Source organism: Mycobacterium sp. GA-2829 (assembly GCF_001499965.1).
Taxonomy (GTDB): domain Bacteria; phylum Actinomycetota; class Actinomycetes; order Mycobacteriales; family Mycobacteriaceae; genus Mycobacterium.
Genome location: NZ_LQIT01000050.1, coordinates 1 through 21222, shown reverse-complemented (window position 1 = coordinate 21222; position 21222 = coordinate 1). Strand labels below are relative to the sequence as shown.

Sequence of the window (21222 nt, the reverse complement as noted above, 5' to 3'; positions counted from 1 at the left end):
GCACGGTCTGCAGACGTTACCGGTTGACCGGCCCGATCGCGGGTTCATTGCGGGCACCCACCCCCACCAGTGCGTCGCGGGCACGATGAGGGAAGGATAGAGGCGTCACGCGCGTGCGGGGTCACAAACCCTTCCCGAACGTGACGTACCGATACCGCCTGACAAGGAGCGGAAGTTGACGACCGAGTTCGTGCGCCAGGATCTGGCCCAAAACTCCTCTACCACAGCCGAACACGACCGCGTTCGGGTGATTCGAGAGGGTGTTGCATCGTATCTGCCGGATATCGATCCGGAGGAGACCAACGAGTGGTTGGAGTCATTCGACCAACTGCTCGAACGCTCGGGCCCGGCCCGCGCGCGCTACCTGCTGTTGCGGCTGCTGGAGCGGTCCGGCGAGCAGCGGGTCGCGATACCCGCCCTCACCTCCACCGACTACGTCAACACCATCCCGACCGAACTCGAGCCGTGGTTCCCCGGTGACGAGGACGTCGAGCGCCGCTACCGCGCCTGGATCCGGTGGAACGCCGCGATCATGGTGCACCGCGCGCAGCGGCCGGGAGTCGGTGTGGGCGGCCACATCTCGACCTACGCGTCCTCGGCGGCGCTCTACGAGGTGGGCTTCAACCACTTCTTCCGCGGCAAGAGCCATTCCGGCGGCGGCGATCAGGTGTTCATCCAGGGCCACGCCTCGCCCGGCATCTACGCCCGCGCTTACCTCGAGGGCCGGCTGACCGCCGATCAGCTCGACGGTTTCCGCCAGGAGCACAGCCACCCCGGCGGCGGTATCCCGTCGTACCCGCACCCGCGCCTGATGCCCGACTTCTGGGAGTTCCCCACGGTGTCGATGGGGCTGGGCCCGATGAACGCGATCTACCAGGCCCGGTTCAACCACTACCTGCACGACCGCGGCATCACGGACACCTCCGATCAGCACGTGTGGGCGTTCCTCGGCGACGGCGAGATGGACGAACCGGAGAGCCGCGGGCTCATCCAGGTGGCCGCCAACGAGGCGCTCGACAACCTGACGTTCGTCGTCAACTGCAACCTGCAGCGCCTCGACGGGCCGGTGCGCGGCAACGGCAAGATCATCCAGGAACTGGAGTCGTTCTTCCGCGGCGCAGGCTGGAACGTCATCAAGGTGGTGTGGGGCCGCGAGTGGGATGCGCTGCTGCACGCCGACCGCGACGGCGCACTGGTCAACCTGATGAACGTGACCCCCGACGGGGACTACCAGACCTACAAGGCCAACGACGGCGGCTACGTCCGCGACCACTTCTTCGGCCGCGACCCGCGCACCAAGGCGTTGGTGGAGAAGATGTCCGACGCCGAGATCTGGAACCTCAAGCGCGGCGGGCACGACTACCGCAAGGTGTACGCGGCCTACCGCGCGGCGATGGAGCACAAGGGGCAGCCGACGGTCATCCTCGCCAAGACCATCAAGGGCTACACCCTCGGTAAGCACTTCGAGGGCCGCAACGCCACCCATCAGATGAAAAAGCTTGCGCTGCAAGACCTCAAGGACTTCCGCGATGTACAGCGGATCCCGGTCAGCGACGCGCAGCTCGAAGAGAACCCGTACCTGCCGCCGTACTACCACCCCGGTCCCGAGGCGCCCGAGATCCGCTACATGCTCGACCGCAGGCGCGCTCTCGGCGGGTTCGTGCCCGAACGCCGGACCAAGTCCAAACCGCTCACCCTGCCGGCGCGCGACGCCTACAAGGCGCTCAAGAAGGGCTCCGGGAAGCAGGAGGTCGCCACCACAATGGCGACGGTCCGCACGTTCAAGGAGATCCTGCGGGACAAGAACATCGGCCACCGCATCGTGCCGATCATCCCCGACGAGGCGCGCACGTTCGGGATGGACTCGTGGTTCCCGAACCTGAAGATCTACAACCGAAACGGTCAGCTGTACACCTCGGTCGACGCCGAACTCATGCTCGCCTACCGGGAGAGCGAAGCCGGCCAGATCCTGCACGAGGGCATCAACGAGGCCGGGTCGGTCGGCACGTTCATCGCGGCGGGCACGTCGTACGCCACGCACAACGAGCCGATGATCCCGATCTACATCTTCTATTCGATGTTCGGGTTCCAGCGCACCGGGGACAGCTTCTGGGCCGCGTCGGACCAGATGGCGCGCGGGTTCGTCCTGGGCGCGACGGCCGGGCGCACCACGCTGGTCGGTGAGGGTCTGCAGCACGCCGACGGGCATTCGCTGCTGCTGGCGTCGACCAACCCCGCCGTCGTGGCCTACGACCCGGCGTTCGCGTACGAGGTCGCCTACATCGTCGAATCGGGCCTCGAGCGCATGTACGGCGAGAACCCGGAGAACGTCTACTTCTATCTGACGATCTACAACGAGCCGTACGTGCAGCCTGCCGAGCCTGACGGCCTCGACGTCGAGGGGCTGCTGCGGGGCATCTACCGGTACCGGCGGGCCCCGGAGAAGAAGTCGAACGCCGCACAGATCCTCGTCTCGGGGGTGGCGATGCCGTCAGCGCTCAAAGCCGCCGAACTGCTCGCCGAGGAGTGGGACGTGGCCGCCGACGTGTGGTCGGTGACCAGCTGGAACGAACTCAACCGCAACGGTGTCGAGGTGGAGAAGCAGCTGCTGCGCTACCCGGACCGGGAGGCGGAGACGCCGTACGTCACGAAGGCGCTGGCCGATGCGGCGGGTCCCGTCGTCGCGGTCTCGGACTGGATGCGCGCGGTACCCGAGCAGATCCGGCCCTGGGTGCCCGGTACCTACATCACGCTGGGCACCGACGGGTTCGGGTTCTCCGACACCCGCCCGGCGGCACGGCGGTTCTACAACACCGACGCCGAGTCGATCGTGGTGGCGGTGCTGGAGGGACTCGCCCGCGACGGCAACCTCGACATGTCGGTGGCCGTGGAGGCGGCTCGGCGCTACGAGATCGACGACGTGTTGGCCGCCCCGGAGCAGACGTCGGACCCCGGAGTCGCGTAGCGACGACATCGGGCCTGGGAGTCGCCGCGAGCAGTCACAGATTCGCGTGATTCGGCCTCCGATCACGCGAATCTGTGACTGGTCGCGAAAAGCGACTTGGAGGTTGCTGCCAGAAAAGCCGGGTAGCTTTTAGTCATGCCCGACAATCGGTACGTTCCTCCGGCCTCGACGGTCGAGGTCCTGCAGACCGTGCCGGACTCGGTGCTGCGCCGGTTGAAGCAGTACTCCGGCCGGTTGGCCACCGAGGCGGTCGCCTCCATGCAGGATCGGTTGCCGTTCTTCGCGGGGCTGGAGGCCAGCCAGCGCGCCAGCGTGCACCTGGTGGTGCAGACCGCGGTGGTCAACTTCGTCGAGTGGATGCGCGACCCGCAGAGCAACGTCAGCTACACCGCGCAGGCGTTCGAGGTCGTCCCACAGGATCTGACCCGGCGTATCGCGCTGCGGCAGACCGTCGAGATGGTGCGCACGACCATGGAGTTCTTCGAGGAGGCGGTGCCGCTGCTGGCCCGCTCCGACGAACAGGTCACCGCGCTGACCGCGGGCATCCTGCGCTACAGCCGCGACCTGGCCTTCGCCGCCGCCTCGGCCTACGCCGACGCCGCGGAGGCCCGCGGCGCGTGGGACACCCGGATGGAGGCCAACGTCGTCGACGCGGTGGTCCGCGGTGACATCGGACCGGAACTGCAGTCGCAGGCGGCCACGCTGAACTGGGACGCCACCGCCCCCGCGACCGTCATCGTCGGCCTGCCGCACCCCGACCGCATCGACCTGGCCGCCGACGACGTCCGCGACGTCGTCACGCGCAGCGACCGGGCGGCGCTGTCGGATGTGCACGGCTCCTGGCTGGTGGCGATCGTGTCGGGTCCGATCTCCCCCACCGACCGGTTCCTCAAGGAGATCGTGACGGTGTTCGCCGACGGGCCCGTGGTGGTGGGACCCACCGCGCCGACGCTGTCGGCGGCCCACCTGTCGGCCACCGAGGCGATCGCGGGCATGAACGCGGTCGCCGGCTGGAGTGGGGCGCCGCGCCCGGTTTCGGCCCGCGAACTGCTGCCCGAACGCGCCCTGCTCGGCGACGCCACCGCGATCGCCGCGCTGGAAACCGAGGTGATGCGCCCACTCGGGGACGCGGGACCGACCCTCACCGAAACCCTCGACGCGTATCTGGACGCCGGCGGTGCGATCGAGGCATGCGCGCGTCAATTGTTCGTTCATCCAAATACCGTCCGATACCGGCTCAAACGCATCGCCGACTTCACCGGTCGCGACCCCACCCTGCCCCGCGACGCGTACGTGCTGCGGGTGGCCGCCACGGTCGGCAGGCTGAACCGCCAGGCCGCCCAGCCCAGGGCCGCGACGGCACCATCGGTGCAGGTCGCGCCGGTGCGGGCAGTGCTGTCGGACCTCGGCGGCACCACGTGACACATCGCGGTCCGGTATCGCTGGTGTCCCATCACATGCCGTTTTGTGGACTTGCTACAAAAAGATAAGACGAGGTTCATAATCTCTTACACGGCGCAAAGTCGTCTTCACAGTGTTCTCTTAAAGACGTGCCTGAATCGCATACCCAGATCGCGCTGCTCGCGCCCGGCCAGGGGTCCCAGACCCCCGGGATGCTCGAGCCGTGGCTGCAGTTGCCCGGCGCCGCTGAGCGGCTGGCGACCTGGTCGCAGATCAGTGGCCTGGACCTGGCCCGGCTGGGCACCACCGCCGACGCCGAGGAGATCACCGACACCGCGGTGACCCAGCCGCTGGTCGTCGCCGCGACGCTGCTGGCGCACGAGGAAGCCGCCCAGCGCAATCTGTTCAGCTCCGGCAGCGACACCATCGTCGCCGGTCACTCCGTCGGGGAGATCGCCGCCTACGCGATCGCCGGCGTCATCTCCGCCGACGACGCGATCAAGCTGGCCGCCACCCGCGGCGCCGAGATGGCACGCGCCTGCGCGCTCGAACCGACCGGCATGGCCGCGGTGCTCGGTGGCGACGAGGCCGAGGTCCTCGCCCGGCTCGAGGCGCTCGACCTGGTCCCCGCCAACCGCAACGCCGTCGGCCAGATCGTCGCCGCGGGCGCGGTGGCGGCGCTGGACAAGCTTGCCGAGGATCCCCCGGCCAAGGCCCGGGTCCGCAAGCTGGCCACCGCCGGTGCGTTCCACACCCACTACATGGCATCCGCGCTGGAAGGCTACGAAGCCGCCGCCCGCGGTGTCGCCACCGCCGAGCCGACGCTCACGCTGCTGTCCAACTCCGACGGCCAGCCGGTAGCCTCGGCAGCGGACGCCATCGACAAACTCGTCGCCCAGCTGACCCGTCCGGTGCGCTGGGATCTCTGCACCGCAACGATGCGGGAGCGCTTCGACAACGCCGAGAATGCCGCCATCGTCGAGTTCCCGCCCGCGGGCACACTCGTCGGCATTGCCAAACGCGAACTCCGGGGGGTACCGACGCATGCCGTCAAATCCCCCGCCGACCTGGACGGACTGACTTTCTAGTCCGCGACGGACAACCGCATATCGATCGTCATCTCAAGAGTTCTCCGCCTTCCGCGGAGGCATGTTCACCACATATAGAAGGAGCCACCGTGCCCGCAAGTCAGGAAGAAATCATCGCCGGTCTCGCCGAGATCATCGAAGAGGTCACCGGCATCGAGCCGTCGGAGGTCACCCCGGAGAAGTCGTTCGTCGACGACCTGGACATCGACTCGCTGTCGATGGTGGAGATCGCCGTGCAGACCGAGGACAAGTACGGCGTGAAGATCCCCGATGAGGATCTCGCCGGTCTGCGCACCGTGGGTGACGTCGTCTCCTACATCCAGAAGCTCGAGGAAGAGAACCCCGAGGCTGCCGCCGCGCTGCGTGAGAAGTTCGGACAGTGACCCGTCCTTCCACGGCTAACGGAGGCTTCCCCAGCGTAGTCGTGACTGCCGTCGAGGCCACCACGTCACTTGCTGCGGACATCGAGAGCACGTGGAAGGGCCTGCTGGCTGGCGAGAGCGGCATCCGCGTGCTCGAAGACGAGTTCGTCACCAAGTGGGACCTGCCCGTGCGTATCGGCGGTCATCTGGTCGACAACGTCGACGATCACATGACCCGCATCGACATGCGTCGTATGTCGTACGTGCAGCGCATGTCGAAGCTGCTCGCCGGCCGGCTCTGGGAGACCGCGGGTAAGCCGGAGGTCGATCCGGACCGCTTCGCGGTGGTCATCGGCACCGGTCTGGGTGGCGGCGAGAAGATCGTCGAGACCTATGACGCGATGAACGAGGGCGGGCCCCGCAAGGTGTCCCCGCTCGCCGTTCAGATGATCATGCCCAACGGTGCGGCGGCCGTCGCCGGTCTGGAACTGGGCGCCCGCGCCGGGGTCATCACCCCGGTGTCGGCGTGCTCGTCCGGCTCGGAGGCCATCGCCCACGCATGGCGTTCGATCGTCATGGGCGATGCCGACTTCGCCGTCTGCGGCGGTGTCGAAGGCGGTATCGAGGCGCTGCCGATCGCGGCGTTCTCGATGATGCGCGCGATGTCGACCCGCAACGACGAGCCGGAGAAGGCCTCGCGGCCGTTCGACAAGAACCGCGACGGTTTCGTCTTCGGTGAGGCCGGCGCGATGATGATCATCGAGACCGAGGAGCACGCCAAGGCCCGCGGCGCCAAGCCGCTGGCCCGCCTGATGGGTGCGGGTATCACCTCCGACGCGTTCCACATGGTGGCCCCGGCCGCCGACGGTGCCCGCGCCGGGCAGGCGATGAAACGTGCGATGGAGACGGCAGGCCTGTCCGCCAAGGACATCAGCCACGTCAACGCGCACGCCACCGCGACACCGATCGGTGACACCGCCGAGGCCAACGCCCTCCGGGTGGCCGGTGTGGGGCACGCCGCGGTGTACGCGCCGAAGTCCGCGCTCGGTCACTCGATCGGTGCGGTCGGCGCGCTCGAGTCGATCCTCACGGTGCTCGCGCTGCGTGACGGCGTCATTCCGCCGACACTCAACTACGAGACACCGGATCCCGAGATCGATCTCGATGTCGTTGCGGGCGAGCCACGGTACGGCGACTACCAGTACGCCATCAACAACTCGTTCGGCTTCGGCGGCCACAATGTGGCCTTGGCGTTCGGTCGATACTGAGTTCAACGCACGCCGACAGATAGATCAACGGAGCAGCAATGGCACGGTTAGCTACGGGAAACGGATTCCCGAACGTGGTCGTCACGGGCGTTGCCATGACGACCGCGCTGGCTACCGATGCGGAGACCACCTGGCAGCGTCTACTCGACGGCCAGAGTGGTATCCGCACCCTTGATGACCCGTTCGTCGAGCAGTACGACCTCCCGGTGCGCATCGGCGGTCATCTGCTGGAGGACTTCGACAGTGAGCTGACTCGTGTCGAGCTGCGCCGGCTGTCGTACCTGCAGAAGATGTCGACGGTGCTGGGCAGGCGGGTCTGGGACAACGCCGGCTCCCCCGAGGTCGACCCGCGTCGGCTGATGGTGTCGATCGGCACCGGCATGGGCTCCACCGAGGAGCTCGTGTTCAGCTACGACGGGATGCGGGCCAAGGGGCTGCGGGCCGTGTCACCGCTGGCCGTGCAGATGTACATGCCCAACGCGGCCGCCGCCGCGGTGGGGCTGGAGCGCAAGGCCCGGGCCGGGGTCATCACCCCGGTCTCGGCCTGCGCCTCCGGTTCGGAAGGGATCGCGCAGGCCTGGCGCAACATCGTGCTGGGCGAGGCCGACATCGCGATCTGCGGCGGAGTCGAGACCCGGATCGAAGCTGTGCCGATCGCCGGCTTCGCGCAGATGCGCATCGTGCTCTCGACCACCAACGATGATCCCGCGGGCGCCTGCCGCCCGTTCGACAAGGATCGCAACGGTTTCGTGTTCGGCGAGGGCGGCGCGCTCTTGGTCATCGAGACCGAGGAGCACGCCAAGGCCCGCGGCGCGAACATCCTGGCCCGCATCATGGGTGCGAGCGTCACCTCGGACGGCTACCACATCGTGGCGCCGGACCCCAACGGTGAGCAGGCCGGTTGGGCCATGACCCGAGCCATCCAGTTGGCCGGTCTGCAGCCCAGCGACATCGACCATGTCAACGCGCACGCAACCGGCACCAGTGTCGGCGACGTCGCCGAGGGCAAGGCGATCAACAATGCGATGGGCGGCCACAAGCCCGCGGTCTACGCGCCCAAGGGAGCGCTGGGCCACTCGGTCGGCGCCGTCGGTGCGGTGGAATCGATCCTGACGGTGATGGCGCTCAAGAACGGCGTCATCCCGCCCACCCTCAACTTGAAGAACCTGGATCCGGAGATCGACCTCGACGTCGTCGCAGGCTCTCCCCGGCCCGGTAACTACCAATACGCCATCAACAATTCGTTCGGATTCGGTGGGCACAACGTCGCGCTCGCCTTCGGAAAGTACTGAGACCCAGCGCTTCTCGACGGTCAGCCGACATCGGAACGGGCAACAGGAGGATATGGATGACGATCATGGCCCCCGAGGCAGTCGGTGAGTCGCTCGACCCGCGCGATCCGCTGCTGCGCCTGAGCACGTTCTTCGACGACGGCACCGTCGAGCTGCTGCACGAGCGTGACCGCTCCGGTGTGCTCGCCGCCGCAGGCACCGTCAACGGCGTGCGCAGCATCGCGTTCTGCACCGACGGGACCGTGATGGGCGGCGCCATGGGCGTCGAAGGCTGCCGCCACATCGTCAACGCCTACGACACCGCGATCGAGGAGCAGAGCCCGATCGTCGGCATCTGGCACTCCGGCGGCGCCCGCCTCGCCGAGGGCGTCAAGGCGCTGCACGCGGTCGGCCTGGTGTTCGAGGCCATGATCCGCGCCTCCGGCTACGTCCCGCAGATCTCCGTCGTCGTCGGCTTCGCCGCCGGTGGCGCCGCCTACGGTCCGGCTCTGACCGACGTCATCGTGATGGCCCCCGACAGCAAGGTCTTCGTCACCGGCCCCGACGTGGTGCGCAGCGTGACCGGCGAGGACGTCGACATGGTGTCGCTGGGCGGACCCGAGGCCCACCACAAGAAGTCCGGCGTCTGCCACATCGTCGCCGACGACGAGCTCGACGCCTACGAACGCGGCCGCCGCCTCGTCGGATTGTTCTGCCAGCAGGGGCATTTCGACCGCAGCAAGGCCGAGTCCGGCGACACCGATCTCAAGGCCCTGCTGCCGGAGTCGGCGCGGCGCGCCTACGACGTGCACCCGCTGATCACCGCGCTGCTCGACGAGGGTGTGCCCTTCGAGGAGTTCCAGGCCAAGTGGGCCCCGTCGATGGTGGTCGGCCTGGGCCGGCTCTCGGGTCGCACGGTCGGCGTGCTGGCCAACAACCCGCTGCGCCTCGGCGGCTGCCTGAACTCCGAAAGCGCCGAGAAGGCAGCACGTTTCGTGCGCCTGTGCGATGCGTTCGGCATCCCGCTGGTCGTCGTCGTCGACGTGCCGGGCTACCTGCCCGGTGTCGACCAGGAGTGGGGTGGCGTGGTGCGCCGCGGCGCCAAACTGCTGCACGCGTTCGGTGAGGCGACGGTTCCGCGCGTCACCCTGGTCACCCGCAAGATCTACGGCGGCGCCTACATCGCGATGAACTCGCGGTCCCTCGGCGCGACGAAGGTGTTCGCGTGGCCGGAGGCCGAGGTCGCCGTCATGGGCGCCAAGGCCGCCGTCGGCATCCTGCACAAGAAGAAGCTGGCCGCCGCGGCTCCCGAGGAGCGCGAGGCGCTGCACGAGGAACTCGCCGCCGAGCACGAGCGCATCGCCGGTGGGGTGGACTCCGCGATCGAGATCGGTGTGGTGGACGAGAAGATCGACCCGTCGCACACCCGCAGCAAGCTGACCCAGGCGCTGGCCGAGGCCCCCGCACGCCGCGGCCGGCACAAGAACATCCCGCTGTAAGCGGTCGAAACACCCACGGAAGATTCCCCGGGCGCCGACGGCGTACCGGGGATTTTCTTCGTCTGCACCGAAGCCGCTCGACCGTCGGCGTAGCGTGGCCAGTGGTGTCGGGGAGGAGATCACTGACCGAGGGGTTCGCATCATGCACACATCTGGTATCACCGTGCGCCGTGGAGTCGGCGGCGCCGTCGTCACCGGCGCGCTGCTGGGACTGGCCGCCGCCACCATCGCCGTGCCGACGGCCACCGCCCAACCCCAGTGCACCGCAGCAGCATTGAGTAGCGCACTGGGTACCGTCTCCGCGCAGACCGGCGACTACCTGAACAGTCACCCGGGCGCGAACGACGCCATCACCAACGCCGGCGCGGAGGGCGAGGCCGCAATCCGGACCTACTTCGTCGCTCATCCGCAGGAGTGGGCCGACCTGCAGCGCATCGCGCAGCCGTTGCGCACGCTGCGGCAGCAGTGCCAGGTCGACGTGGCGCCGGGCGACATCGCACGCCTCTACGACGCGATGGCGTCGTAGGGTTTCCTAGCGGCGGGTCGCGGGCTCCACACTGGCCGCGACGACATGGGTCACCGGTACCTTGTGCTGCGCCCGCGCCCGGTCGACCAGGTCGTAGCGGTGCCACACCGACTTCTCCGGCGACAGCGTGGCAATGACGATCTGGTCCGGGCCGAACTCGTCGACGGCCTCGGCGAGCGCCCGCAGCGGGCGCTGGTCGCCGAGCACACCGTCGGCGGTGAAGTCGTGTCCCCGTAGCGTCTCCAGCGTCCGGTCGAGCCGTTCGGAGGCGGCCCGGCGCGTGGCCTCCGCCACGTCGAGCGGCCCGTGCGTCTCGGCGGTCCCCGTCTCGACCGCGCTGACCGGCACCACCACATAGAACTGGGTGGCGCGGTCGGCGCCGATGCTGCGCAACTCCTCGAGCAGTTCGTTCGAGTCCACGGTCTGGTTGGCCATCACCAGCACCCGGTGCGCCTCGCCGGGGGCGCGGGTGCCCGGCTCGGCGGGACGCCGCTTGAGGAACACCCGGTTGGCGAGGTAGAGGCCGAGCACCACGGCCCACGACAGCAGGCTCAGCACCAGCTGCGAGCGCAGTGCGTCGTCGAGGAACATCTGCACCAGGATCGCGACGATGCCCGCCGCGGTGAGCACCGACAGCACCGGGAACAGCCACATCTTCACCCGGAGATCGGAATCCGGTGTGCGGCGGCGCAACACGATCTGCGACACCGCGATCAGCAGGTAGACGAACAGGATGATGGCGCCGCTGGAGTTCAGCAGGAACGCGAAGATGGTGTCGGGTGAGACGGCCGCGGCGATCACGCACAGGAAGCCGACCACCGACGACGCGAGGATGGCGTTGGCGGGCACTCCCCTGCGCGTCACCCGGACCAGCGCGGGCGGCGCCTCACGGCGCGCAGCGAGGACGAACATCATCCGCGACGCGGTGTACATCCCGGAGTTCAGACAGCTCAGCACGGCGGTCAGGACGACGGCGTTCATCACGTGGTCGGCGTACGGGATGCCCATCTCGGTGAACGCCGCGACGAACGGCGACGCGGCGATGCCCTCGTCGTTCCACGGCAGGATCGTCACCAGCAGCAGCGCCGAGCCGACGTAGAAGAGCAGGATGCGCACGATCACCGAGTTGGCGGCCTTGGCGACGGCGCGTTCGGGGTCCGATGACTCCGCGGCGGCGATGGTCGCGATCTCGGCGCCCACCATGGAGAAGATCACGGTGACGATCCCGACGGTGATCACGCCCGCGCCCATCGGCATGAAGCCGCCGTGGTCGGTGAGGTTCGAGAAATCGGCGTCCTTGCCCGGCCACAGGCCGACCACGAACAACGCGCCGATCGCGATGAATGCCAGGATGGCCGCGACCTTGATACCGGCGAACCAGAATTCGAACTCGCCGTAGGACCGCACCGAGAACAGGTTGGTGGCCGTCATCAGCACCATGAACACCAGCGCGGAGACCCAGAGTGGGACGTCGATCCAGTACTGGATGATCTTCGCCCCGGCGATCGCCTCGAAGCCGACGACGATCACCCAGAAGTACCAGTACAGCCAGCCGACCGAGAACCCGGCCCAATCGCCGAGCGCGTTGCGCGAGTAGTCGGCGAACGAACCCGTCGACGGGTTCGCCACCGCCATCTCGGCGAGCATCCGCATCACCATGATGATGAGGACGCCGCTCATGGCGTAGGTCAGGAAGGCGCCGGGCCCGGTGTCGGCGATGACCACGCCGGACCCGACGAACAGGCCGGCACCGATGACGCCGCCGATGGCGATCATGCGCAGTTGGCGCTGGTTGAGCGCCTTTTTGAGGGTGGGTGCAGCTGTCATCCGAGCGGAATACCCAGATGTGAGTGGCGTCACTCCACGAGCGCGGCGAACTCCTGCGCGGCGGCTTCGGCCCGCTCGCGGTCCTCGGCGACCAGACCGATACGGGTGCGGCGGTCGAGGATGTCGTCGGCCGTCAGCGCGCCCTCGTGGGTGACGGCGAACTCGAATTCCGCCCGGGTGACGTCGATTCCGTCGGCGACCGGGTCCGTCGGCCGGTCGCAGCGGGCGCAGGCCAGCACGTGCGGCGCCTCGGCGCCGTAGCGGGCGACCAGCGACGGCGGCAGCCCCGGCGGAATCCGCCCCACCGCCCCGATCAGCGGCAGGTTGCGGGTGCGGCACGGTCCGGCGCTCACGCCGCGCAGGGCGATGGCGCGGTCGAGGACGTCCTCGGCCATGTACCGGTACTCGGTGAGCTTGCCGCCGATCACGCTGATGACGCCGGACGGGGATTCGGTGACGGCGTGGTCGCGGGACAGGTCGGCGGTGCTGCCGCCGCCGGTGTCGATGAGCGGGCGCAGTCCGGCGTACGCGCCCAGGATGTCGGCGCGGGTGAGCGCGGTCGCGAGCGCGGTGTTGACGGTGTCGAGCAGGAAGTCGACCTCTTGCGAATCCGGTTGCGGCACATCAGGAATCGGGCCGGGTGCATCCTCGTCGGTGAGGCCGAGGTAGACGCGGCCGAGCTGTTCGGGCATCGCGAACACGAACCGGTTGCGGGCGCCGGGGATCGGGATGGTCAGCGCGGCGGCCGGGTTACCGAAGGCGGCGGCGTCGAACACCAGATGCGTTCCGCGCGAGGGCCGCAGCCGCAGGGTGTCGTCGACGTCGGCGGCCCACACGCCCGCGGCGTTGACCACCGCGCGGGCGGCCACGTCGAACTCCTCGCCGGTGCGGTGGTCGGTGAGCCGGGCGGTGGTGGCGGTGGCGGCCGACGCGCTCACCCGGGTGAGGATGCGCGCGCCGTGCTGGGCGGCGGTGCGGGCGACGGCGGTGACCAGCCGGGCGTCGTCGACGAGCTGACCGTCGTAGGCGAGGAACGCCCCGGCCAGACCGTCGCGGCGCACGCCGGGGACGAGTTCGGCGGCGCGGGCGGCGGTGACCCGGCGAGAGCGCGGCAGCGTCGCGGCCGGGGTGCCCGCCAACCGGCGCAGCGCGTCGCCGGCGAGGAATCCGGCGCGCACGAGTTTCCTTGCCGACGGCGGCATGTCGGGCAGCAGCGGCACCAGTTGCGGCATCGCGGACACCAGGTGCGGGGCGTTGCGGGTCATCAGGATCCCGCGTTCGACGGCACTTCGGCGGGCGATCCCGACGTTGCCGGTGGCCAGGTAGCGCAGTCCGCCGTGGACGAGTTTGGAGCTCCAGCGGCTGGTGCCGAAAGCCAGATCGTGCTTCTCGACGAGCGCCACCGACAGCCCGCGGCTCGCCGCGTCGAGGGCGATACCGGCGCCGGTGATCCCGCCGCCGATCACCAGGACGTCGACGGGCGCACCCTCGGCGAGGGCGGTCAGTTCCCTGGCCCGGCGGGCCGCGTCGAGTGCGCCGCGGCGGGCCGCGTCATCAGCAGACGTCACGGGCGCAGGTATCCGTTCAGTGAGCGCGCCAGTTCGCCGTCGAGCGCCTCGGCGTCCAGCAGCGGCGCGACCATCTGGGCGGACTGGATGGTCGACTGGGTGATGAGCAGGCACATCGCGGCGAGTTGGCGCGGTTCGCCGGAGCGGACGCTGCCCTCGTCCTGGGCGAGTTTGATCTCGCCGGCCAGCGCGTCGATGAGGATCTGCTGGCTGGTGCCGAGCCGTTCGGTGATGTAGACCATCGCCAGTTCCGGCGCGCTGTGCAGGACAGCGCTGACGATCTCGTCGTTGCGCAGCCGGTCCCCCACCCGCACGATCCGCTGCACCAGCGACTCGCGGCCGACCCCGTCACCGGGGACGGCGTCGAGCACGCCCGCGATCCGTGCGGTCAGCAGCTGGGCCAGGACGGCGTCGGTGTCGCGCCAGCGGCGATAGATGGTGGGCCGGCTGACCCGGGCGCGGCGCGCGATCTCGGTCAGGGTCACCCGGTTGACGCCGTAGGCCACCACGCAGTCCGCGGCGGCGTCGAGGATGCGCTCCTCCACCGTCCGCGGCGCAGGCTTACGGATTGACACCATGTGTAATACTGTAACGCATGATCGGCCGATCCGACGACCCGACCGCCCTGCTCCCGCCGATGAAGTGGGACGCCTGGGGTGACCCGGACGCCGCGAAACCGCTCTCCGACGGCATCCGCAGGCTGCTGGAACAGGCGCTCGGCGTCACGGGCGGCGCGGATTCGCTGGACCTCGACGAGGTGACCGTGCGTCCGTCGAGGCTGGCCGAGAGCGACCGTGCCGCGCTGAGCCGCATCGTCGGCGACGGGTACTGCGTCGTCGACGACCACGGCCGGCTGCTGCACGCGGGCGGCAAATCCACTCTCGACCTGCTGCGTCGGCGCGACCGCGCACCGCAGGACGCCCCCGACGCCGTCCTGCTCCCCGCCGACGAGGAACAGATCGCGGCGATCCTCGACCACTGCAGCGCCCGGCGGATCGCCGTGGTGCCGTTCGGCGGCGGCACCAGCGTGGTGGGCGGCCTCGACCCCGTCCGCGGTGACTTCGCAGCCGTGGTCTCGCTGGATCTGCGCCGCCTCGACGCGCTGCACTGGCTCGACGAGGTCTCCGGTGAGGCAGAACTCGGCGCCGGGGTCACCGGCCCACGGGCCGAGGAACTGCTCGGCGCCCACGGGTTCTCCCTCGGCCACTTCCCGCAGAGCTTCTGTTTCGCGACCATCGGCGGATTCGCCGCGACGCGGTCCTCAGGTCAGGATTCGGCCGGCTACGGCCGCTTCGACGACATGGTGCGCGGACTGCGCGCGGTCACCCCCGCCGGTGTCCTCGATGCCGGCCGCGCCCCGGCCTCGGCCGCCGGACCGGATCTGCGGCAACTGCTCGTCGGCTCCGAAGGGGTCTTCGGCGTCATCACCCGGGTGCGGGTCCGGGTACACCGCGTTCCGGAGGCCGCCCGGTACGAGGCGTGGTCGTTCCCCGACTTCCCAACCGGCGCAACGGCTCTGCGCGCGGTGACGCAGACCGGCAGTGGGCCGACGGTGATCCGGCTGTCCGACGAGGCGGAGACCGGCGTCAACCTGGCGACCACCGAGGCCATCGGCGAACAGACCATCACCGGCGGGTGCCTGGCGGTGACCGTATTCGAGGGCACCGCCGCACACGCCGAGAGCCGGCACGCCGAGACCCGCGCGCTGCTCGAGGCGCACGGCGGGACGTCGCTGGGCGAGGCCCCGGCCCGGGCGTGGGAGCACGGCCGGTTCGGCGCACCCTATCTGCGGGATTCGCTGCTGTCGGCGGGCGCGCTGTGCGAGACGCTCGAGACCGCAACCACCTGGTCGAATCTCGCGGCGCTCAAGGCCGCGGTCACCGAGGCGCTGACCGGGGCGCTCGGCGAGTCGGGGACACCGGCGCTGGTGCTCTGCCACATCTCCCACGTCTACCCGACCGGCGCATCGCTGTACTTCACCGTCGTCGCCGCCCAGCGCGGCAACCCGATCGAGCAGTGGAAGGACGCGAAAACCGCTGCGTCACAGGCGATCATGCGCACCGGCGGGACCATCACCCATCATCACGCGGTGGGCGCCGACCACCGACCGTGGATGCGCGACGAGGTCGGCGACCTCGGCGTCGAGATCCTGCGCGCGGTCAAGGCCAAACTCGACCCGGCCGGAATCCTCAACCCGGGCAAGCTGATCCCATGACCGCGATCCGCCATGTCACGGTGCTGACCAATCCGCTGTCGGGGCACGGCAACGCCCCGCACGCGGCCGAACGCGCGGTGACCCGGTTTCAGCAGCGCGGCGTCGACGTGACCGCGATCGTCGGGACCGATGCCGCCCACGCACGCCGGTTGGTCGACGAGGCACTCGCCGGCGGGACCGACGCGCTGGTCGTGGTCGGCGGCGACGGGGTGATCTCGCTGGCGTTGCAGGCTCTGGCCGACGGCGACGTTCCGCTGGGCATCGTGCCCGCCGGTACCGGCAACGACCACGCCCGCGAATATCGGCTCCCGACAGGTGATCCGGAAGCGGCCGCCGACGTGATCGCCGACGGCCACACCGAGACCGTCGACCTCGGCCGCATCGAGGACGCGGCGGGCGGGCACAAATGGTTCGGCACGGTGATGGCCGCCGGGTTCGACTCCCTGGTCAGCGACCGCACCAACCGGATGCGGTGGCCACACGGCCGGATGCGCTACAACGTCGCGATGGTCGCCGAACTGTCGAAGCTGCGACTGCTGCCGTTCCGCTTGCGTTTCGACGACGGACCGCCGCAGGACGTCCGGCTGACCCTCGCCGCGTTCGGCAACACCCGCAGCTACGGCGGCGGCATGCTGATCTGCCCGGACGCCGACCACACCGACGGGCTGCTCGACGTGACGATGGTGCACTCGGCCTCGCGCAGCAGGCTGGTCCGGCTGTTTCCCACGGTGTTCAAGGGCACCCACGTCGACCTCGACGATGTGACCACCGCCCGCGCCCGGGTCATCGAAGTGGACTGCCCGGGCATCAACGCCTACGCCGACGGCGACTACGCCTGCCCGCTGCCGGTCACCGTGTCGGCGGTGCCGGGCGCGCTGCGCATCCTGACCCCAACCCCTTAGCGCGAGCAGACACAGAATCGCCCTTTTCCGGTCGGAAAAGGGCGATTCTGTGTCTGCTCGTCGGCTACCCGACTCCGCGGCTGAATGTCGTCGGCTACCCGACTCCGCGGGACAGCCAGCTGACCTCCGCACCCGCACCGCCGTCGCGGTAGGGCTCCAGCGCCTCGTCCCATGCGGTGCCGAGCACGGTGTCCAGTTCGGCGGCCAGCACGTCGGCGCCCTCGGCCATCAGCGCGCGCAACCGCATCTCGGTCACCATGATGTCGCCGTTCGCACTCATCGGCCCGCTCCACAGACCGAGCTGCGGCGTGTGGCACCAGCGGTGCCCGTCGACACCGGGACTCGGATCTTCGGTGACCTCGAAGCGCAGCACCGACCAGGAGCGCAGGGCGTTGGCCAACTGCGCCCCGGTCCCCACCGGGCCCACCCAGTTCGTGACAGCGCGAAGCTGCCCGGGCATGGCGGGCTGGGGGGTCCACTTCAAGTTGGCGCGCGCCGACAGGGTCGACGACAACGCCCACTCGACATGTGGGCACACCGCCGCGGGTGAGGCGTGCACGTACACCACGCCTGTCGTCGCGTCGGCGAACTGGTTCGACGCACGCATAGTTGCTCCTTCGGCTCCACGAGGGACGTCTTCCCCAAGCGGCCTCTTGAAACCGAATTACAACTGTGTCGTGCGTGTCTATTGTGCCTTGTGTGGCGGGTGTTGCGCTAGTGTGCCCCGAATTCTCTCAGGACTCCATCAGAGATCGCCGGCCAGCGCTCATACGCCCAGTTCCCGAAGTCGCGGTCGGCGAACACGACGAGCGCCAGCCCCGCCTCCGGATCGACCCACAGAAATGTCCCTGACTGGCCGAAATGCCCGTACGTACGCGTCGAGTTCGCCGCCCCGGTCCAGTGCGGCGACTTCTCGTCCCGGATCTCGAAGCCCAGCCCCCAGTCGTTGGGCCGCTGCACGCCGAACCCGGGCAACACCCCGTCGAGCCCCGGGAACTGCACACTGGTCGCCTCGTCGTGCATCTGCTGGGACACCAGCCGTGGCCGCAGCAGGTCGCCGGCGAAGGCCGCGACGTCGGCGACCGTGGCGTGGACGCCGTAACCCGCGGCGTCCGCGCCCCCGTCGAGCGTGCTGTCGGACATGCCGAGCGGTTCGAACACCGCCTCGGCGAGGTAGCGGCCGAACTCGATGTCAGCCGCCCGCTCGATCGTGTGCGCCAGCACCCCGAACCCGTAGTTCGAGTAGATGCGCCGCTGGCCGGGTTCGGCCATCGCCTCGTCGGAGTGCATGGACAGCCCGGAGGTGTGGGCCAGTAGGTGCCGCACCGTCGAACCGGGCGGCCCCGCATCGGTGTCGAGGTCGACGACACCCTCCTCGACCGCGATCTGCGCGGCGCGGGCGACGAGCGGTTTGGTCACCGACGCCAGCCGGAACCGGTGCCGCTGGTCGCCGTGTTCGGCGAGGACGCCGTCGCGCCCCACCACCGCCGCCGCCGCGGTGTCGACCGGCCAGTCCGCGATCCCGTCCAGTACGCCCACCGGGCAGATGCTACTTGCGGCAGACGTAATAGAAGTTCAGCGGATCGCTGTCGATCTCGCGCACGTCGACCTCGGTGAAGCCGGCGTCGGCCAGCATCGACGCCGCGACCTGGCGGCCCCAGCAGGTACCAAGGCCCGCCCCGTCGAGTCCGAGCGACACGCTCATGCAATGCATCGCCGACACCGTGTAGAGGTAGGGCGCCAGCGGCGCTCCGACGTTGTCCTCCAACCGACTGGAGGCCTTGATGTCGACCATCAGGAAGATCCCACCGGGCCGCAGCGCCCGGTGGATGTTGGCCAGCACCTGCGCGGGCTGGGCCTGGTCGTGGATCGCGTCGAAGGCGGTGATGACGTCGTAGGCGTCGGTGACGTCGAGGGTGGCCACGTCGGTGGCGACGAACTGCGCGTTGGTCAGGCCGAGGCGCTGCGCCTCGGCGCGGCCTGCGCCCAGCCCCTCGTCGGAGAAGTCGAGGCCGGTGAATCGGCTGGCCGGGAACGCCTGCGCCATCACGTTGATCGCGTGCCCGCTGCCGCACCCGACGTCGGCGATGTCGGCGCCGGCGGTCAACCGCGCGGGCAGACCCTCCGCCATCGGCAGGATCGCGTCGACGAGCGCGGCGTCGAACACCTCACCGCTCTCCTCGGCCATCAGGGTGTGGAACCGCGGATAGGCGCTGTACGGCAGCCCGCCGCCGTGGCGGAAGCACCCGATGATCTGCTGTTCGACCTCGCCGAGCAGTGGGATGAACTGCGCGACGCGCGCCAGGTTGTCCGGACCTGCTGCCCGGGTCAGGACCCCGACGTGGGTGGCGGGCAGCGAATACGTCTGTGTCACAGGGTCATAGGACACGACGCGGGCGACGGTCGTCCCGCCGAGCCACTCGCGCACGTAGCGTTCGGACAGACCGGCCGCGTCGGCGATCTGACTGCTGGTGGCCGGGGGCAGTCCGGCCATGGTGTCGAACAGGCCGGTCTGGTGCCCGATAGACAGCAGGATCGCCAGGCTCGCACTGTCGATGGCGCCGACGATGCGTTCGGCGAACTGTTCGGTGGACTCTTCGGTGGGGTTCTCGTGGAGTGTGGTCATGGTCGAAGCCAAGCAGTTCAGCGGCCCCGGCGGATCGGGTGAACGATGTATCTTTCTCCCGCGCCGTCTACACGATTCCGTGCTGGTGTGCCCACGCCACCGCCGCCGCGCGCGAGGACACCTGCAGTTTGAGGTAGATGTTGGCCAGGTGCCTGCCGACGGTCTTCTCGCTGATGCACAGCTGCTGGGCCAACTCGCGGTTGCTCGCCCCGGCCGCGGCGATGCGGCGCAGGATGTCGGTCTCGCGGTTCGTCAGCCCACCGGTCGGCGCGCCGCAGACCCCCGCGGGCGCCACGCCGAGTTGGGCGTAGATGCTCTCGGCGGTGGCCGCGTCGGCATCGGCGGTGACATCGTCACCCAGCGCGCGGTGGGCGACCGCCATCCACTCGTACACCTCGGCGGTCTCGTAGCGGGACTGTTGCACGCGGTACTCGCGCAGCGCCGCGGCGAGCCGGTCCAGCCCCTCGGCGTGGTCGCCCCGCCGCACGCACAGCGCGCCGCGGGCATGGGCCGCCCAGGCCCGGAAACCGGCGGTGCCGAACCGCGCCGCACCGTCGGAGAGTTCCCGGCAGTACCGGTCGGCCTCGTCGAATTGCCCACGCGCCAAAGCGATCTCGACGGCGGCCCGCAACAACCGCATCCGGTCGAGCCGATCGGCGGTCGACAGCGCGACCCGCAGCTCGGCCCAGGCCGCCTGGCTGTGTCCCTGCCTACAGCGCAACAGCGCCTCGCCGGGCTGCGGTTCGACCCCGCAGACCCGGGCCCGCGCGTAGGCCGCCGACGCGCCGTCGGCGTCGCCGCGCAGCCGGCGCACCTCGCCCAATTGGTAGAACCCCTCGCCGGCGGCCCACGAGTTGACGCTCTCGAGTAGCCGGCTGGCGTCGACCAACTGGTTCTCCAGCATCGTGTAGTCGTCGGTGGCCGCCCGCAGCTGCAACCGGTGCACATCGCACACCCCGCCGTAGGTGTCCGAACCCGCCGCCGCGCACCACCGCTCCATCGAGTGCACCCATGCCCGCATCCGCGGGAGGTCGGCGGCCTTGTGGCAGACATGCAGGACGATGCAGTAGATGTCGCCGGCCCAGTCGATCGGCACGTCGTCGGCCAGCAGCGGCAGCATCACCTCGTCGAGCAGTCCCCCGGCCTGCGCCATCCGTCCGGCGTAGACCGCCTCGATCGCCTCGGCGACCATCGCCAGCGCGGTCAGCGCGGGCAAGTCGAGGCGGGCGCTCATCGCCCGCAACTCGGTCACCCGTCCGGCCAGCGCGTCGAAGTCGTTGCCCAGCACCGCGACGACCGCGTCCAGATAGACCAGGTAGCCGTGTGTCGGGCTCTCGGGCACCCCGTCGAGCAGCCGCCGCGCCCGGTTCATCCACCCCGCGCCGATGTTGAGGTCACCGCGGGTGAGCCACGCCAGCGCCAACTCGACGGCCTTTCGGGCCGCGGCGTGCGGATCGGTGCGCACCAGTTGGGCGAAGACCCGCTCGGCGATGCGGACCGCCTCCTTGGCCTCACCGATCCGCCAGGCCGCCACCGACAGCGCGTCGAGGTCGTCGGTGGACAGCGGTGCGATCGCGTTGGCCCGCACGTAGCCGGCGTACGAACCGTGCCAGTCGCGCCGCGCGTGCGCCCCCCGCGCGGCGGCCGTGAGTTCGGCATGCGCGGAAGTGGCCGCTGAAGTAACCATCGTGTTCATATAGCACG

The 21222-nt window shown here is 69.6% G+C and carries 17 protein-coding genes; 10 read left to right on the top strand and 7 right to left on the bottom strand.

Translation table 11 applies throughout. The features are described from left to right. Positions 1–175 precede the first annotated feature (175 nt). From aceE to AU194_RS24905, 8 genes are all read left to right on the top strand, one after another. Positions 176–2965, top strand: a complete 2790-nt coding sequence (gene aceE, locus AU194_RS24940; protein ID WP_059091955.1) for a pyruvate dehydrogenase (acetyl-transferring), homodimeric type — start codon at positions 176–178, stop codon at positions 2963–2965. Between the two features lie 135 nt (positions 2966–3100). Further along, positions 3101–4387 carry a CdaR family transcriptional regulator gene (locus AU194_RS24935; RefSeq protein WP_059091954.1) on the top strand — a complete coding sequence of 429 codons (1287 nt, stop codon included), beginning with the start codon at positions 3101–3103 and terminating at the stop codon, positions 4385–4387. A 149-nt stretch (positions 4388–4536) separates the two neighbouring features. Then, the gene (locus AU194_RS24930) at positions 4537–5454 is read left to right on the top strand and encodes an ACP S-malonyltransferase (protein WP_255374847.1); all 918 of its coding nucleotides are present in this window, start codon (positions 4537–4539) and stop codon (positions 5452–5454) included. 89 nt (positions 5455–5543) lie between these two features. Beyond that, positions 5544–5837, top strand: coding sequence for a meromycolate extension acyl carrier protein AcpM (gene acpM, locus AU194_RS24925; protein WP_059091952.1), 294 nt, complete (start codon positions 5544–5546; stop codon positions 5835–5837). Continuing rightward, positions 5834–7084 carry a 3-oxoacyl-ACP synthase KasA gene (kasA, locus tag AU194_RS24920; RefSeq protein ID WP_059091951.1) on the top strand — a complete coding sequence of 417 codons (1251 nt, stop codon included), beginning with the start codon at positions 5834–5836 and terminating at the stop codon, positions 7082–7084. The genes acpM and kasA overlap by 4 nt, the downstream gene beginning before the upstream one ends. A gap of 38 nt (positions 7085–7122) precedes the next feature. Next, positions 7123–8376, top strand: coding sequence for a 3-oxoacyl-ACP synthase KasB (kasB, locus tag AU194_RS24915; protein WP_059091950.1), 1254 nt, complete (start codon positions 7123–7125; stop codon positions 8374–8376). Positions 8377–8432: 56 nt separating this feature from the next. Beyond that, positions 8433–9854 (top strand): acyl-CoA carboxylase subunit beta, encoded by a 1422-nt coding sequence (locus AU194_RS24910; RefSeq protein WP_059091949.1) that lies wholly within the window; start codon positions 8433–8435, stop codon positions 9852–9854. Positions 9855–9996: 142 nt separating this feature from the next. After that, positions 9997–10380, top strand: a complete 384-nt coding sequence (locus tag AU194_RS24905; protein ID WP_059091948.1) for a heme-binding protein — start codon at positions 9997–9999, stop codon at positions 10378–10380. A gap of 6 nt (positions 10381–10386) precedes the next feature. Here the strand turns inward: AU194_RS24905 and AU194_RS24900 are convergent, their stop codons facing one another. Genes AU194_RS24900 through AU194_RS24890 form a run of 3 tightly spaced genes read right to left on the bottom strand, consistent with a single transcriptional unit; the run spans position 10387 to position 14353 of the window. Next, positions 10387–12207, bottom strand: a complete 1821-nt coding sequence (locus AU194_RS24900) for an amino acid permease (protein ID WP_059091947.1) — start codon at positions 12205–12207, stop codon at positions 10387–10389. 29 nt (positions 12208–12236) lie between these two features. Continuing rightward, a complete protein-coding gene (locus tag AU194_RS24895) occupies positions 12237–13775 on the bottom strand; it encodes a glycerol-3-phosphate dehydrogenase/oxidase (protein WP_059091946.1) in 1539 nt (512 codons plus the stop codon). Then, on the bottom strand, positions 13772–14353 hold the full coding sequence (locus AU194_RS24890; protein WP_059091945.1) for a TetR/AcrR family transcriptional regulator: 582 nt from the start codon (positions 14351–14353) through the stop codon (positions 13772–13774). Before AU194_RS24890 ends, AU194_RS24895 begins: the two co-directional genes overlap by 4 nt. Before the next feature lie 59 nt (positions 14354–14412). Here AU194_RS24890 and AU194_RS24885 point away from each other — a divergent pair, with 59 nt between their 5' ends. After that, positions 14413–15990: an FAD-binding oxidoreductase gene (locus AU194_RS24885; RefSeq protein WP_082698845.1), complete on the top strand. Its 1578-nt coding sequence runs from the start codon at positions 14413–14415 to the stop codon at positions 15988–15990. Next, complete coding sequence (locus AU194_RS24880) at positions 15987–16892, top strand: diacylglycerol kinase (RefSeq protein WP_059091943.1); 906 nt, start codon at positions 15987–15989, stop codon at positions 16890–16892. Before AU194_RS24885 ends, AU194_RS24880 begins: the two co-directional genes overlap by 4 nt. 94 nt (positions 16893–16986) lie before the next feature. Here the strand turns inward: AU194_RS24880 and AU194_RS24875 are convergent, their stop codons facing one another. The 4 genes from AU194_RS24875 to AU194_RS24860 all read right to left on the bottom strand — a co-directional run bounded on the left by AU194_RS24875 (position 16987) and on the right by AU194_RS24860 (position 21214). Continuing rightward, positions 16987–17499 (bottom strand): DUF3145 domain-containing protein, encoded by a 513-nt coding sequence (locus tag AU194_RS24875; protein ID WP_059091942.1) that lies wholly within the window; start codon positions 17497–17499, stop codon positions 16987–16989. A gap of 107 nt (positions 17500–17606) precedes the next feature. Next, positions 17607–18431 carry a serine hydrolase gene (locus tag AU194_RS24870; RefSeq protein WP_059091941.1) on the bottom strand — a complete coding sequence of 275 codons (825 nt, stop codon included), beginning with the start codon at positions 18429–18431 and terminating at the stop codon, positions 17607–17609. 10 nt (positions 18432–18441) lie between these two features. Then, positions 18442–19518, bottom strand: a complete 1077-nt coding sequence (locus AU194_RS24865; protein ID WP_059091940.1) for a class I SAM-dependent methyltransferase — start codon at positions 19516–19518, stop codon at positions 18442–18444. A gap of 67 nt (positions 19519–19585) precedes the next feature. After that, entirely contained in the window at positions 19586–21214 is a 1629-nt protein-coding gene (locus AU194_RS24860; RefSeq protein ID WP_059091939.1) for a LuxR C-terminal-related transcriptional regulator, read from the bottom strand. Between the last annotated feature and the right edge of the window lie 8 nt (positions 21215–21222).